Genomic DNA, 13,568 nt, shown 5'->3' with positions numbered 1-13,568 from the left:
GAAAATTTGATGCGCATCGTTCGTCAATTGCTGGGCGCCGCCATCGCGGCCGCTGTCATCGCATCGCCGGTCATGGCCGAAGAGCTCACCGGTACTCTGAAGAAGATCAAGGATTCGGGCACCATCACCCTGGGCCACCGCGACTCCTCCATTCCGTTCTCCTACCTGGCCGGCAAGCCAGAACCAGTAGGCTATTCCCACGACATCCAGCTGGCCGTCGTCGAAGCCCTGAAAAAGCAACTGGGCACCGACATCAAGGTCAAGTACAACCTGGTCACCTCGCAAACCCGCATCCCGCTGGTGCAGAACGGCACCGTGGACCTGGAGTGCGGCTCCACCACCAACAACGTCGAGCGCCAGCAGCAGGTCGGCTTCTCGGTGGGCATCTTCGAGGTCGGCACCCGCCTGCTGACCAAGGTCAAGGATGGCCAGCCGTCCTATAAGGACTTCGCCGACCTGGCCGGCAAGAACGTGGTGACCACCGCCGGCACCACCTCCGAGCGCATCCTCAAGGCGATGAACGCCGACAAGCAGATGAAGATGAACGTGATCTCGGCCAAAGACCACGGCGAAGCCTTCAACATGCTCGAAAGCGGCCGTGCCGTGGCCTTCATGATGGACGACGCCCTGCTGGCCGGTGAAATGGCCAAGGCCCGCAAGCCGTCCGACTGGGTCATCACCGGCACCCCGCAGTCGTACGAAATCTATGGCTGCATGGTGCGCAAGGAAGACGCGGCGTTCAAGAAAGCGGTCGACGAGGCCATCGTCGCCTACTTCAAGTCCGGTGAGGTCAACAAGAGCTACGACAAGTGGTTCCAGCAGCCGATCCCGCCAAAAGGCCTGAACCTGCAGTTCCCGATGAGCGACGAGCTGAAGAAGCTGATCGCCGAGCCGACCGACAAGGCCGCGGACGAGAAGAAGTCCTGACCGGCAAATAGTGGCCTGGCGCCCATCCGCGCGAATCGATCCGACAGGCCACTCATTAAGTGTCTAACCTTTCATCCGAGGGTGCCCTGCACCTTCGGATGCTCGAGAGTGCCCGTGAAACAATCGTCTGAGGGGAAATCCCGATGAATTACAACTGGGACTGGGGCGTGTTCTTCAAGTCCACCGGCGTGGGCAGCGAAACCTACCTGGACTGGTACATCACCGGTCTGGGCTGGACCATCGCCATTGCCATCTCCGCCTGGATCATCGCCTTGCTGCTGGGCTCGCTGCTCGGCGTGATGCGTACCGTGCCCAACCGTCTGGTGTCAGGGATTGCCACCGCCTACGTGGAACTGTTCCGCAACGTGCCGCTGCTGGTGCAGCTGTTCATCTGGTACTTCCTGGTGCCGGACCTGCTGCCCGAGGGCTTGCAGGCGTGGTTCAAGCAGGACCTCAACCCGACCACCTCGGCGCTGATCAGCGTGGTCATCTGCCTGGGCCTGTTCACCGCCGCCCGTGTCTGCGAGCAGGTGCGCACCGGCATCCAGGCGCTGCCCCGCGGCCAGGAGTCAGCCGGGCGCGCAATGGGCTTCAGCCTGACCCAGATCTACATGAACGTACTGTTGCCCCAGGCCTACCGGATCATCATCCCGCCACTCACCTCGGAATTTTTGAACGTGTTCAAGAACTCCTCGGTGGCCTCGCTGATCGGGCTGATGGAGCTGCTGGCGCAGACCAAGCAGACCGCCGAGTTTTCCGCCAACCTGTTCGAGGCGTTCACCCTGGCCACGCTGATCTACTTCACCCTGAACATGGGCCTGATGCTGCTGATGCGCATGGTCGAGAAGAAAGTCGCCGTGCCTGGCCTGATTTCCGTGGGGGGCAAGTAAATGGAAATGGATTTCAGCGAAATCATCCCCGCGCTGCCCGCCCTGTGGGACGGCATGCTGCTGACCCTGCAACTGATGGTCATGGGCGTGGTTGGCGGTATCGCCCTGGGCACCATCCTGGCGTTGATGCGGCTGTCGTCGAGCAAGCTGCTGGCCAACGTCGCCGGCGCCTACGTCAACTACTTCCGCTCCATCCCACTGCTGCTGGTGATCACCTGGTTCTACCTGGCGGTGCCTTTCGTCCTGCGCTGGATCACCGGTGAAGACACCCCGGTGGGTGCGTTCACCTCCTGCGTGGTGGCGTTCATGATGTTCGAGGCGGCGTACTTCTGCGAGATCGTCCGCGCCGGCGTGCAATCGATCTCCAAAGGCCAGATGGGCGCCGCGCAAGCGCTGGGCATGAGCTACGGCCAGTGCATGCGCCTGATCATCCTGCCCCAGGCGTTTCGCAAGATGACCCCGCTGCTGCTGCAACAGAGCATCATCCTGTTCCAGGACACCTCGCTGGTCTACACCGTGGGCCTGGTCGACTTCCTCAACTCGGCTCGCGCCAACGGCGACATCATCGGGCGCTCCCACGAGTTCCTGATCTTCGCCGGTGTCGTCTACTTCATCATCAGCTTCTCCGCTTCCTGGCTGGTCAAGCGCCTGCAAAAAAGGATCACCGTATGATTTCCATCAAGAACGTCAACAAGTGGTACGGGGACTTCCAGGTACTGACCGACTGCAGCACCGAGGTCAAGAAGGGTGAAGTGGTGGTGGTCTGCGGCCCGTCCGGCTCGGGCAAGTCGACCCTGATCAAGTGCGTCAACGCCCTGGAGCCGTTCCAGAAAGGCGACATCGTGGTCGATGGCACCTCCATCGCCGACCCGAAGACCAACCTGCCCAAGCTGCGCTCGCGGGTCGGCATGGTGTTCCAGCACTTCGAGCTGTTCCCGCACCTGAGCATCACCGAGAACCTGACCATCGCCCAGCGCAAGGTGCTCGGCCGCAGCGAGGCGGAAGCCACCAAGAAGGGCCTGGCCCTGCTCGATCGCGTGGGCCTCGGCGCCCACGCCAAGAAGCACCCCGGCCAGCTGTCGGGCGGCCAGCAGCAGCGCGTGGCGATCGCCCGCGCATTGTCGATGGACCCGATCGTCATGCTGTTCGACGAACCGACCTCGGCGCTGGACCCGGAAATGGTCAACGAAGTACTGGACGTGATGGTCGAGCTGGCCCACGAAGGCATGACCATGATGTGCGTGACCCACGAGATGGGTTTTGCGCGCAAGGTCGCCAACCGGGTGATCTTCATGGACAAGGGCAACATCATCGAGGACTGCCAGAAGGAAGACTTCTTCGGCAACCCCGAAGGCCGCCACGAGCGCACCCAGCACTTCCTCAGCAAGATCCTGCAACACTAAGCAGGCGACGCTGCCCGGCCCTGCCGGGCAGCGGATGCTGGTGGTGACAAGGCCACTGTGATGAAATGCGACCCCTCGCTCCTTCGCCCTGCCCAGCCTGCCGTGAAATCCCGTCTGATCCGCCAACTGCTCGTCCCGCCCCTGGTCATCCTGCTGATGGTCGGGCTGGGCTTGGCCGGCTTCCTGATCAGCGAGAGCAACGGCATCCGCACCCTAAGCGAAACCGGCGAGCGCCAGCTGGAGCTGCACGCGCGCACGGTCGAAAGCGAAATCAGCAAGTACACCTACCTGCCCAGCCTGCTCGAGCTGGAAGACAGCGTCTCGCGCCTGCTCACCGACCCCGACGCCGGTGACCGCCAGACGGTCAACGAATACCTCGAGGGCCTGAACCGGCGCAGCCGCAGCCGGGCGATCTTCGTCCTCGACACCTCCGGCCGGGTCCAGGCCACCAGCAACTGGCGCGATGCCGACTCGTTCCTCGGCGAGGACCTGGCGTTCCGCGCCTACTTCCAGGTTGCCGTGCGCGGCGAGCCAGGGCGTTTCTACGGCATCGGCAGCACCACCGGCGAGGCCGGCTACTACCTCGCCCACGGGCTGGAGGAGCACGGCAAGATCATTGGCGTGGCGGTGATCAAGGTACGCCTGGACACCCTCGAGGAGCGCTGGCAGCGCGCGCGCCTGGAAGCCTTCGTCAGCGACGAGAACGGCATCATCATCCTCTCCAGCGACCCCACCCGGCGGCTGAAGTCGGTGCGCCCGCTCAACCCGCAGATCAAGGAGCGCCTGGCGCGCAGCCTGCAGTACTACTGGTGGCCACTCAACGAACTGCAACCACTGGCCCGGGAAACCCTGGCCGACGGCGTGGAGAAGCTCACCTTCCCGGCCAACAGCGAGACCGAGCACGGCAAGCCGCGCGAAGTGGCCTACCTGGCTCAGACCCGGCGCCTGGCCGACACGCCCTGGCACTTCACCCTGCTCACCCCGCTGCAGGACCTGCGCCGCGAATCGATGGTGCAAGGCATCCTGGTCGGGGTCGCCTTCGCCCTGCTGGCAATCCTGGCCATTGCCTGGAACGAGCGGCGCAAGGTGATCGCCACCCGCCTGGCGGCCCGCGAGGCACTGGAAGAAGCCAACAGCCAGCTGGAACGCAAGATCACCGAGCGCACCGCCGACTTGCGCGCCAGCAACGAACGGCTCAAGGGCCAGATCCGCGAGCGCCGCCACGCCGAACAGACCCTGCGCCACGCCCAGGACGAGCTGGTCCAGGCCGGCAAGCTGGCAGCCATCGGGCAGATGTCCACCAGCATCGCCCACGAGCTCAACCAGCCGCTGGCGGCGCTGCGTACCTTGTCCGGCAACACCGTGCGCTTCCTCGAACGCGGAGCCCTGGAAACCGCCAGCGCCAACCTGCGCACCATGAACGACCTGATCGACCGCATGGGCCGCATCACCGCCAGCCTGCGCTCGTTTGCCCGGCGTGGCGACGACAGCGGCCAGGCCTCGCTGGACAAGGCGGTGCAGGCCTCGCTGCAGGTACTGGGCAATCGCATCAGCGCCTGCCACCTGCAACTGCACGCGCAGTTCGACGACCAGCAACTGGCCATCGACCAGACCCGCCTGGAGCAGATCCTGGTCAACCTGATCGGCAACGCCCTCGATGCCATGGCCACCCAGCCCCTGCCACAACTGTGGCTGGAGGGTGAGGCACAAGGCGACAAATACCGTCTGCGGGTGCGCGACAACGGCCACGGCATCGACGCCGAGGCGCGCAAGCACCTGTTCGAACCCTTCTTCACCACCAAACCGGGCGAGCACGGCCTGGGCCTGGGCCTGACCCTGTCGGCGAGCCTGGCCGCCGCCGCCAAAGGCACCCTGAGCGTCGAACACCCCGCCAGTGGCGGTACTGCGTTCGTCCTGGCCCTGCCCCTGGTCACGCCCCCTAGCGAACTGGCTGAACCCCTATGAACCAAGCGCCTCTTACCGTTCTGATCGTCGAAGACGACCCGCATGTGCTGCTCGGCTGCCAGCAGGCGCTGGCCCTGGAAGACATCGCCTGCGAAGGCGTCGGCAGCGCCGAGCAGGCCCTCGAGCGCATCGGCGACGACTTCGCCGGCATCGTCGTCAGCGATATCCGCCTGCCGGGCATCGATGGCCTGGAGCTGCTCAACCGCCTCAAGGCCCGCGACCGCAGCCTGCCGGTGGTGCTGATCACTGGCCACGGCGACATCGACATGGCAGTCGGCGCCATGCGCAATGGCGCCTACGACTTCATGGAGAAACCGTTCTCCCCGGAGCGCCTGGTCGACGTGGTACGCCGTGCCCTGGAACAACGCGGGCTGTCCCGCGAGGTATTCGCCCTGCGCCGCCAACTGGCCGAGCAAAGCAGCCTGGAAGGCCGCATCATCGGCCGCTCGCCAGCCATGGAGCAGTTGCGCGAACTGATCGCCAACGTCGCCGATACCTCGGCCAACGTGCTGATCGAAGGCGAGACCGGCACCGGCAAGGAGCTGGTCGCCCGCTGCCTGCACGAGTTCAGCCGACGCCAGGGCCAGCCGTTCGTGGCGCTCAACTGCGGCGGCCTGCCGGAGAACCTGTTCGAAAGCGAGATCTTCGGCCACGAGGCCAACGCCTTCACCGGGGCCGGCAAGCGGCGCATCGGCAAGATCGAGCACGCCAACGGCGGCACGCTGTTCCTCGACGAGGTGGAAAGCATGCCGGTCAACCTGCAGATCAAGCTGCTGCGGGTGCTGCAGGAGCGCACCCTGGAACGCCTGGGGTCGAACCAGAGCATCGCGGTGGACTGCCGAGTGATTGCCGCGACCAAGGCCGACCTGGCCAGCCTCGGCCAGAGCGGCCAGTTCAGAAGCGACCTGTACTACCGCCTCAACGTGGTCACCCTGGAGTTACCGCCGCTGCGTGAACGGCGCGAGGACATCCTGCAGTTGTTCGAGCATTTCCTGCAGCAGTCGGCGCTGCGTTTCGACCGCGAGGCGCCGACCCTGGACAGCCAGACCCTGTCGCAGCTGATGGCCCATGACTGGCCGGGCAACGTGCGCGAACTGCGCAACGTTGCCGAACGCCATGCCCTGGGCCTGCCGGCGTTCAAGAAGGGCAGCGGAGCCAGCCAGGGGCTGGGTTTTGCCGAAGCGGTGGAGGCATTCGAGCGCAACCTGCTCAGCGACGCCTTGCAACGCACCGGTGGCAACCTCAGCCAGGCCAGCCAGGAACTGGGCATGGCCAAGACCACGCTGTTCGACAAGGTGAAGAAGTACGGGCTTGGCTAACCCTCGACTATCAATCCCACGCCGCCTCAAAGCCCGGCGATATGGGTGCCCTCCTGCCGGTGCGCTTGCAGGTAGGGCAGTACCGCCCCCAGCAACGGCGCCTTGAACGGCTCCTGGAAGCGGTGAGCCAGCCCTGGAATCAGTCGCAACTGGCTACCCTGGATGTGCGCCGCCAGGTGCACGCCATGCATCACCGGCAGCAACGGGTCGGCCGTGCCGTGCACCACCAGCGTCGGCACCCGCAGTTGGTTGAGCAACTCGACTCGGCTCGGCTCAGCCAGGATCGCCATGATCTGCCGCTTCACCCCGTCAGGGTTGAACGCCCGGTCATAAGCCTGCGCCGCCTGCTGGCGCAACACGGCGCGATCGTCACTGACCTGTGGGCTGCCCAGCGCCGCCAGCAGGTCGGCCTGCTGCTCGATCGCCACCTCGCGGCTCGGCGCACTGCGCCGCGCCAGCAACTGCACCAGCGCTGGATTCGGTGCCGGCAGGCCGGCAGCCCCCGAGCTGGACATCACCAGGGTCAGGCTGCGCACCCGTTGCGGCGCCATGGCGGCGATGCGCTGGGCGATCATGCCGCCCATGCTGACCCCCAGCACATGAAACTGGCGGATCTGCAGCGTATCCATCAGGCGCACGCCGTCATCGGCCATGTCGGTGAGGGTATAAGGCGCCGACACCGGCAACCCCAGCTTGTAGCGCAGCAGTTCGACGGTCAGGTTGGCCGAGGCCGGTAGCTGGTTCCAGCGCGACAGGCCGACATCGCGGTTGTCGTAGCGGATCACTCGAAAGCCTTGGCGGCACAGGGCCTCGACCACGTCGTCCGGCCAGTGGATCAATTGCCCGCCCAAGCCCATCACCAGCAGCAGCGCCGGGTCGCGTGGCGCACCGACGCTCTGGTAGACCAGGCTCAGCTCGCCCAGTTCGGCCCGTTGCATCGGCACATGAACGTCACAGCGGCCCTCGGCGAAGCTCGCCGGCACGCTGACCAGTAGAAGGAAGAAAAGTAAAAACGCCCGCATGAAAGAAACACCAGAATGCAGATCCCCAGTAGAGCGCGAGTCTGATGAAATCCGTTCGAGCGCGCTGCCACAAAACCGTGACAGTTTCGTGAACCTTGCCCGGCGGTGGTGGGCGTGCGTCAGTCGACAATGCAGGCCAACATGAGGGAAACTCAACACCCTAGCCTTTCCCCTCAAAGATTGCTCCCGGAGCCAGCGTGCTTGAGATCCGCCACCTGAAAACCCTTCATGCCCTGCGCGAGGCCGACAGCCTCGTGGAGGCCGCCGAACGCCTGCACCTGACCCAGTCGGCGCTGTCGCACCAGTTCAAGGAACTGGAAGAGCGCCTGGGCCTGCCGCTGTTCGTGCGCAAGACCAAGCCGATCCGCTTCACCAGCGCCGGCCTGCGCCTGCTGCAACTGGCCGACGCCACCCTGCCGCTGCTGCGCGGCGCCGAGCGCGACATCGCCCGCCTGGCCGGCGGCACCGCCGGGCGCCTGCACATGGCCATCGAGTGCCACAGTTGCTTCCAGTGGTTGATGCCGACCATCGACCAGTTCCGCGACGCCTGGCCAGAGGTGGAACTGGACCTGGCCTCGGGCTTCGCCTTCGCCCCGCTGCCAGCCCTGGCCCGCGGCGACCTCGACCTGGTGGTGACCTCCGATCCGCTGGACCTGGCCGGCATCACCTATGTGCCGCTGTTCACCTACGAGGCCATGCTCGCCGTGGCCAACCAGCATGCGCTGGCCAGCAAGCCGTACATCGTGCCCCAGGACCTGCTCGACCAGACGTTGATCACCTACCCGGTGGAACGCGACCGCCTGGACATCTTCACCCGCTTCCTGGAACCGGCCGACATCGAGCCGGCGGCGGTGCGCACCTCGGAGCTGACGGTGATGATGATGCAACTGGTGGCCAGCGGCCGTGGCGTGTGCGGTATGCCGCACTGGGCGCTGCACGAGTACAGCTCGCGGGGCTACGTGAAGGGCAAGCGCCTGGGCGAGAAAGGCCTGTTCGCCACGCTCTATGCGGCAGTGCGTACCGACATGCTCGATGCGCCGTACATGCGCGACTTCCTGCTGACCGCCAAGGACACCTCGTTCGCCACCCTCGACGGGGTCAGCGCGGTGCGCTGAGGCTTTCGCGCCACAACGGCAGGATCAGGTCGCGGGTCAGCGGGGCGAGGTTCAGGGTGCTGGCCTGGTCGGCGGCCAGCCAGGTCACTTCCTCGATTTCCGCGGCCGGGACCACGGCAGCGGAGCAGTCGACGCGAAACAGCTCGGCGTTAACCTCGAAGCCCGGCTCGTTGGCGGCCGGGGCGCTGAACTGGCCCAGGTGCACAGCCTGGGCCGGGTCGACACGCAGGCCCAACTCCTCGTGCAGCTCGCGCACCAGCGCCTGGGCCGGCGACTCACCCGCGTCGATCTTGCCGCCCGGTTGCATGAAGGCCTGGGTGCCGCGCTTGCGTACCAGCAGGGTACGGCCCTGGGCGTCGATGAGCAGGGCGGCGGCGATGTGGATGATCTTGGACATGACAGGCTCGTGATGGCTTGGGGCGACGCAGGATACCTCGTCGGCGCATTTCACACACCGTAGGCGCCAGCCTTGCTGGCGAACCCAGCGCCGTAGCCGGCAAGGCCTGCGCCTCGACAGCGCCTGTCAGCCTCAGGCCACCGGACGAACGGCCCCTTGCCAATCCGCCAGCCACCGGCCATAACCGACCCATGAACCTCCCCGCCCAGCTCCACCCGGTGCTCGACTGCTTCCACCCCGCCGTCGCCACCTGGTTTCGCCAGCGCTTCGCCACGGTCACCGAGGCCCAGGCCCGCGCCTGGCCGCTGATTCACGCGGGCCAGTCGACACTGCTGGCCGCGCCGACTGGCTCGGGCAAGACCCTCAGCGCCTTCCTCGCCGTGCTCGATGAGCTGTTCCGCCAGGGCCTGGCGCACAACGGCGAACTGCCGGCACAGACCCAGATCGTCTACGTCTCGCCGCTCAAGGCGCTGTCCAACGACATTCGCCTGAACCTCGACGCGCCGCTCGCCGGCATCGGCCAGCAGCTCGAACAGCTTGGCCTGAAGCCCCCGCGCATCACCACCGCCGTGCGCAGCGGCGACACGCCGCACAAGGAACGCGCGGCCATGCGCAAGCTGGCGCCGCACATCCTGGTGACCACGCCCGAATCGCTCTATGTCCTGCTCGGCTCGGCCTCGGGGCGCGCAGGCCTGGCCAGCGTGCACACGGTGATCGTCGACGAGATCCACGCCCTGGCCGGCAACAAGCGCGGCTGTCACCTGGCGCTGTCCCTGGAACGCTTGCAGGCCCTGGCCGGGCGGCCGTTGCGGCGGATCGGCCTGTCCGCCACCCAGCGCCCGGTGGCGCGGGTGGCACAGTTCCTGGTCGGCCACGGGCGGCCCTGCGCCATCGTCGATATCGGCCATGTCCGCCAGCGCGACCTGGCCCTGGAGGTGCCACCAGTGCCGCTGGGCGCGGTGATGGCCAGCGATGTCTGGGCGCTGGTCTACGACCGCCTCGCCACCCTCGCCCGCGAACACCGCACGACCCTGGTGTTCGTCAACACCCGGCGCCTGGCCGAACGCCTGACCCGCCACCTGGGCGAGCGCCTGGGCAACGACGCGGTGGCCGCGCACCACGGCAGCCTGGCCAAGGAACACCGGCTGGCCGCCGAGCAACGGCTCAAGGCTGGCGCGCTGCAGGTGCTGGTAGCCACCGCCTCGCTGGAGCTGGGCATCGATATCGGCGAGGTCGAGCTGGTGTGCCAGATCGCCTCGCCTGGGTCGATCGCCGCCTTCCTGCAACGGGTCGGCCGCTCCGGCCACCAGGTCGACGGCGTGCCCAAGGGGCGGCTGTTCCCCACCTCGCGGGATGAGTTGATCGAATGCGTGGCGCTGCTCGACGGCGTGCGCCGAGGCGAGCTGGATGAGCTGCACATCCCCCGCGCGCCGCTGGATGTGCTGGCCCAGCAGATCGTCGCCGAAGTCAGCAACCAACCCTGGAGCGAGGCCGCGCTGTTCGACCTGCTGCGCCAGGCCAGCCCCTACGCAGGGCTGGACGTGGCCCATTACCAGGCCCTGCTGCGCATGCTCGCCGAGGGCTACAACGGCCGCCAGGGCGTGCGCAGCGCCTACCTGCACCGCGACGCGGTCAATGCCAGCCTGCGCGGGCGCCGGGGCGCCCAGCTGACCGCGCTGACCAGTGGCGGCACCATCCCCGAGACCGCCGACTACGCCGTGCTGCTCGAACCCCAGGCGTTGAATGTCGGCAGCGTCAACGAGGACTTCGCGGTCGAGAGCATCGCCGGCGACATCTTCCAGCTGGGCAACGCCTCGTATCGCATCCTGCGCGTCGAGCCCGGGCGGGTGCGGGTCGAGGACGCCCATGGCTTGCCGCCGACCATTCCGTTCTGGCTCGGCGAGGCGCCGGGGCGCAGCGACGAGCTGTCCGCCGCCGTGGCCCGGCTGCAACAGCGGCTCGACCAGCAACTGCAGGCCGGCGACTGGCAGCAGGTGCTGGCCTGGCTGCAGGCCAGCTATGCCCTGGACGACGCCTGCGCCAGCCAATTGCTCGATTACCTGGGCCGCACCTGGCAGGTGCTCGGCGCCCTGCCCTCGCAACAGACCCTGGTGATGGAGCGGTTTTTCGACGAGTCCGGCGGCACCCAGCTGATCATCCACTCGCCCTACGGCAGCCGCATCAACCGCGCCTGGGGCCTGGCCCTGCGCAAGCGCTTCTGCCGCACCTTCAACTTCGAACTGCAGGCGGCAGCCAGCGAGGACGCCATCGTGCTGTCGCTGTCCACCAGCCACAGCTTCGAACTGGACGAGGTATGGCGCTACCTGCACAGCCGCAGCGCCGAACCGATCCTGGTCCAGGCCCTGCTCGACGCCCCGCTGTTCGGCGTGCGCTGGCGCTGGAACGCGGCAGTGGCCCTGGCCCTGCCGCGCTATGTGGGCGGACGCAAGGTGGCGCCGCAGATCCAGCGCATGAAAAGCGAGGACCTGGTGGCCGCCGTGTTCCCCGACCAGATCGCCTGCCTGGAAAACATCGTCGGCGAACGGCAGATCCCCGAGCACCCGCTGGTCGAGCAAACCCTCGATGACTGCCTGCACCAAGCCATGGACAGCCAAGGCTGGCTGGCGCTGCTGCAGCGCATGGAGCGCGGCGAGGTACGCCTGCTCAGCCGCGACCTGCCGGCGCCCTCGCCACTGGCCTCGGCGATTCTCAACGCCCGCCCCTACACCTTCCTCGACGACGCGCCGCTGGAAGAACGGCGCACCCAGGCGGTGCTCAACCGCCGTTGGCGCGAGGTGCACAGCGCCGACGACCTTGGCGCGCTGGATGCCGATGCCATTGCCGCGGTACAGGCCCAGGCCTGGCCACAGGTGGGCGATGCCGACCAGATGCATGAGGCGCTGATGAGCCTGGGCGCCATCACCCAGGCCGAGGTCGATACCAATCACGGCTGGTCCGACTGGGCTCGACAACTGGCCCAGGCGGGCCGCGCCTGTCGCCTCGACAACGGCGCGCAGGGGCTGTGGCTGGCCCGCGAGCGCCTGCAAGCGATGCGCACCTTGTATCCGGACACCGGCCTGGAGCCGCAGGTGCCGCCACTGCCGGGCTTCGACGCGCCGGTCGATCACGACACGGCGCTGACCGAGCTGCTGCGCTCGCGCCTCAGCGGCTTCGGCCCGCTGACCCTGGACCAGATCAGCCATCCCCTGGGCTTGGCCAGCAGCGACTGCCAACAGGCCCTGGCCCGCCTGGAAGGCGAAGGCTATGTGCTGCGTGGCCACTTCAGCCCCGGCCAGGCCCACCTGCAATGGTGCGAACGGCACCTGCTGGCGCGCATTCATCGCTACACGGTCAAGCGTCTGCGCCAGGAGATAGAACCGGTCAGCCTGCAGGACTACCTGCGCTTTCTGTGCGACTGGCAGCACCTGGCCGGCGACACCCGCCTGCGCGGACCGCAGGCAGTCGGCGAAGTGCTCGCCCAGTTGCAAGGTTTCCCCGCCGCCGCCGGGGCCTGGGAAAGCGACTTGCTGCCGGCGCGGATCAAGGATTACAGCCCGCACTGGCTGGACGATGCCTGCCACAGCGGCCAGTGGGCCTGGAGCCGGCTGGCGGCGACGCTATCGACCAGCACCCTGACCAGCACCCCCCTGGTGCTGCTGCCGCGCGAGCACCTCGGGCTCTGGCGCAGCCTGGCCCCGGCGCCCGACCTCGAGCGACTGGGCGCCCGCGCGCAGCGGGTGCTGCAGGCACTGCAGGCACAGGGCGCGCTGTTCTTCGATGAGCTGAGCCATGAAGCGCACCTGCTGCCCAGCGAGCTGGAAACGGCGCTGCAAGCGCTGGTGGGCTCGGGCCTGGTGGGCGCCGATGGTTTCAGCGGCCTGCGCAGCCTGATCACCCCGGCGGCGAAACGCTCCGCGCGCAACAGCCGACGCGGCCACCCGCCCTTGTCGAGCAGCATGGTCCATGCCGGGCGCTGGGCCTTGCTGCGTCGCGCGGGCGCCACGCTCGACAGCGACCAGCGCCTGGAGCATGTGGCCCGCAGCCTGCTGCGCCGCTACGGGGTGATGTGCTGGCGCTTGCTCGAGCGCGAGAGCGACGTGTTGCCGGCGTGGCGCGAGCTGCTGCGTTGCTATCACCGCCTGGAGGCCCGTGGCGAGGTTCGCGGTGGGCGCTTCATTGCCGGGCTGGCAGGCGAGCAATTCGCCTTGCCGGAGGCGCTTGGGTTGCTGCGCCAGGTACGCAAACGCGCGCCGGACGGGGAACTGGTCGTGGTCAGCGGCTGCGATCCGCTGAACCTGGTGGGCAGCCTGCTGCCGGGGACCAAGGTGCCGGCGGTGGCGGGCAATCGGGTGCTGTACCGGGACGGTGTGCCGGTCGCCAGCCGGGTGGCGGGGCGGTATCAATTTGCCGGGCAAGCCTCGGCGAGCGAGCAGGCGCACTGGCGCCAGCAGTTGTTGCGCATGGGCTATTGATTGCTGGGGCTGCCTTGCAGCCCTTTCGCGACACAAGGCCGCTCCTACAGGGGACCGA

10 protein-coding genes are annotated in these 13,568 nt (G+C 67.2%); 8 read left to right on the top strand and 2 right to left on the bottom strand.

The genetic code is table 11. The features are described from left to right. Nucleotides 1-9 precede the first annotated feature (9 nt). The 6 genes from KSS95_RS08660 (at nt 10) to aauR (ending at nt 6,504) form a co-directional block, all read left to right on the top strand. Nucleotides 10-927, top strand: coding sequence for a glutamate/aspartate ABC transporter substrate-binding protein (locus tag KSS95_RS08660; RefSeq protein WP_217853295.1), 918 nt, complete (start codon nt 10-12; stop codon nt 925-927). Nucleotides 928-1,070: 143 nt separating this feature from the next. Further along, nucleotides 1,071-1,817, top strand: a complete 747-nt coding sequence (locus KSS95_RS08655) for an amino acid ABC transporter permease (RefSeq protein WP_217853294.1) — start codon at nt 1,071-1,073, stop codon at nt 1,815-1,817. Continuing rightward, on the top strand, nt 1,818-2,489 hold the full coding sequence (locus KSS95_RS08650; protein WP_217853293.1) for an amino acid ABC transporter permease: 672 nt from the start codon (nt 1,818-1,820) through the stop codon (nt 2,487-2,489). Beyond that, nucleotides 2,486-3,220, top strand: coding sequence for an amino acid ABC transporter ATP-binding protein (locus KSS95_RS08645; RefSeq protein ID WP_038706667.1), 735 nt, complete (start codon nt 2,486-2,488; stop codon nt 3,218-3,220). The genes KSS95_RS08650 and KSS95_RS08645 overlap by 4 nt, the downstream gene beginning before the upstream one ends. A gap of 60 nt (nt 3,221-3,280) precedes the next feature. Further along, nucleotides 3,281-5,185 (top strand): two-component sensor histidine kinase AauS, encoded by a 1,905-nt coding sequence (gene aauS / locus KSS95_RS08640; RefSeq protein ID WP_217853292.1) that lies wholly within the window; start codon nt 3,281-3,283, stop codon nt 5,183-5,185. Next, entirely contained in the window at nt 5,182-6,504 is a 1,323-nt protein-coding gene (aauR, locus tag KSS95_RS08635; RefSeq protein ID WP_217853291.1) for a two-component response regulator AauR, read from the top strand. The genes aauS and aauR overlap by 4 nt, the downstream gene beginning before the upstream one ends. Before the next feature lie 26 nt (nt 6,505-6,530). Here aauR and KSS95_RS08630 read toward each other — a convergent pair whose 3' ends face one another. Further along, complete coding sequence (locus KSS95_RS08630) at nt 6,531-7,526, bottom strand: alpha/beta fold hydrolase (RefSeq protein ID WP_217853290.1); 996 nt, start codon at nt 7,524-7,526, stop codon at nt 6,531-6,533. A gap of 197 nt (nt 7,527-7,723) precedes the next feature. On the opposite strand from KSS95_RS08630, the gene metR reads away from it, so the two are divergent. After that, nucleotides 7,724-8,641: a transcriptional regulator MetR gene (metR, locus tag KSS95_RS08625; RefSeq protein WP_134693470.1), complete on the top strand. Its 918-nt coding sequence runs from the start codon at nt 7,724-7,726 to the stop codon at nt 8,639-8,641. Here the strand turns inward: metR and KSS95_RS08620 are convergent. Next, a complete protein-coding gene (locus KSS95_RS08620) occupies nt 8,625-9,038 on the bottom strand; it encodes an NUDIX hydrolase (protein ID WP_217853289.1) in 414 nt (137 codons plus the stop codon). The genes metR and KSS95_RS08620 overlap by 17 nt on opposite strands. A gap of 191 nt (nt 9,039-9,229) precedes the next feature. Here KSS95_RS08620 and KSS95_RS08615 point away from each other — a divergent pair, with 191 nt between their 5' ends. Then, complete coding sequence (locus KSS95_RS08615) at nt 9,230-13,510, top strand: DEAD/DEAH box helicase (RefSeq protein ID WP_217853288.1); 4,281 nt, start codon at nt 9,230-9,232, stop codon at nt 13,508-13,510. The last annotated feature ends 58 nt before the right edge of the window (nt 13,511-13,568 follow it).

It is taken from the genome of Pseudomonas muyukensis (genome assembly GCF_019139535.1).
In the GTDB taxonomy this organism is placed as follows: Bacteria; Pseudomonadota; Gammaproteobacteria; order Pseudomonadales; family Pseudomonadaceae; genus Aquipseudomonas; species Aquipseudomonas muyukensis.
Note: the sequence above shows the minus strand (reverse complement) of the source record. Positions and strands in the feature narration are given on the sequence as shown.

What these genes read in the sequence shown, in the direction of transcription:
- aauR (WP_217853291.1), top strand. Translation starts at nt 5,182, where the DNA reads ATGAACCAAGCGCCTCTTACCGTTCTGATCGTCGAAGACGACCCGCAT.
- KSS95_RS08650 (WP_217853293.1), top strand. Translation starts at nt 1,818, where the DNA reads ATGGAAATGGATTTCAGCGAAATCATCCCCGCGCTGCCCGCCCTGTGG.
- aauS (WP_217853292.1), top strand. Translation starts at nt 3,281, where the DNA reads ATGAAATGCGACCCCTCGCTCCTTCGCCCTGCCCAGCCTGCCGTGAAA.
- KSS95_RS08630 (WP_217853290.1), bottom strand. Translation starts at nt 7,526, where the DNA reads ATGCGGGCGTTTTTACTTTTCTTCCTTCTACTGGTCAGCGTGCCGGCG.
- KSS95_RS08655 (WP_217853294.1), top strand. Translation starts at nt 1,071, where the DNA reads ATGAATTACAACTGGGACTGGGGCGTGTTCTTCAAGTCCACCGGCGTG.
- KSS95_RS08660 (WP_217853295.1), top strand. Translation starts at nt 10, where the DNA reads ATGCGCATCGTTCGTCAATTGCTGGGCGCCGCCATCGCGGCCGCTGTC.
- KSS95_RS08645 (WP_038706667.1), top strand. Translation starts at nt 2,486, where the DNA reads ATGATTTCCATCAAGAACGTCAACAAGTGGTACGGGGACTTCCAGGTA.
- KSS95_RS08620 (WP_217853289.1), bottom strand. Translation starts at nt 9,038, where the DNA reads ATGTCCAAGATCATCCACATCGCCGCCGCCCTGCTCATCGACGCCCAG.
- KSS95_RS08615 (WP_217853288.1), top strand. Translation starts at nt 9,230, where the DNA reads ATGAACCTCCCCGCCCAGCTCCACCCGGTGCTCGACTGCTTCCACCCC.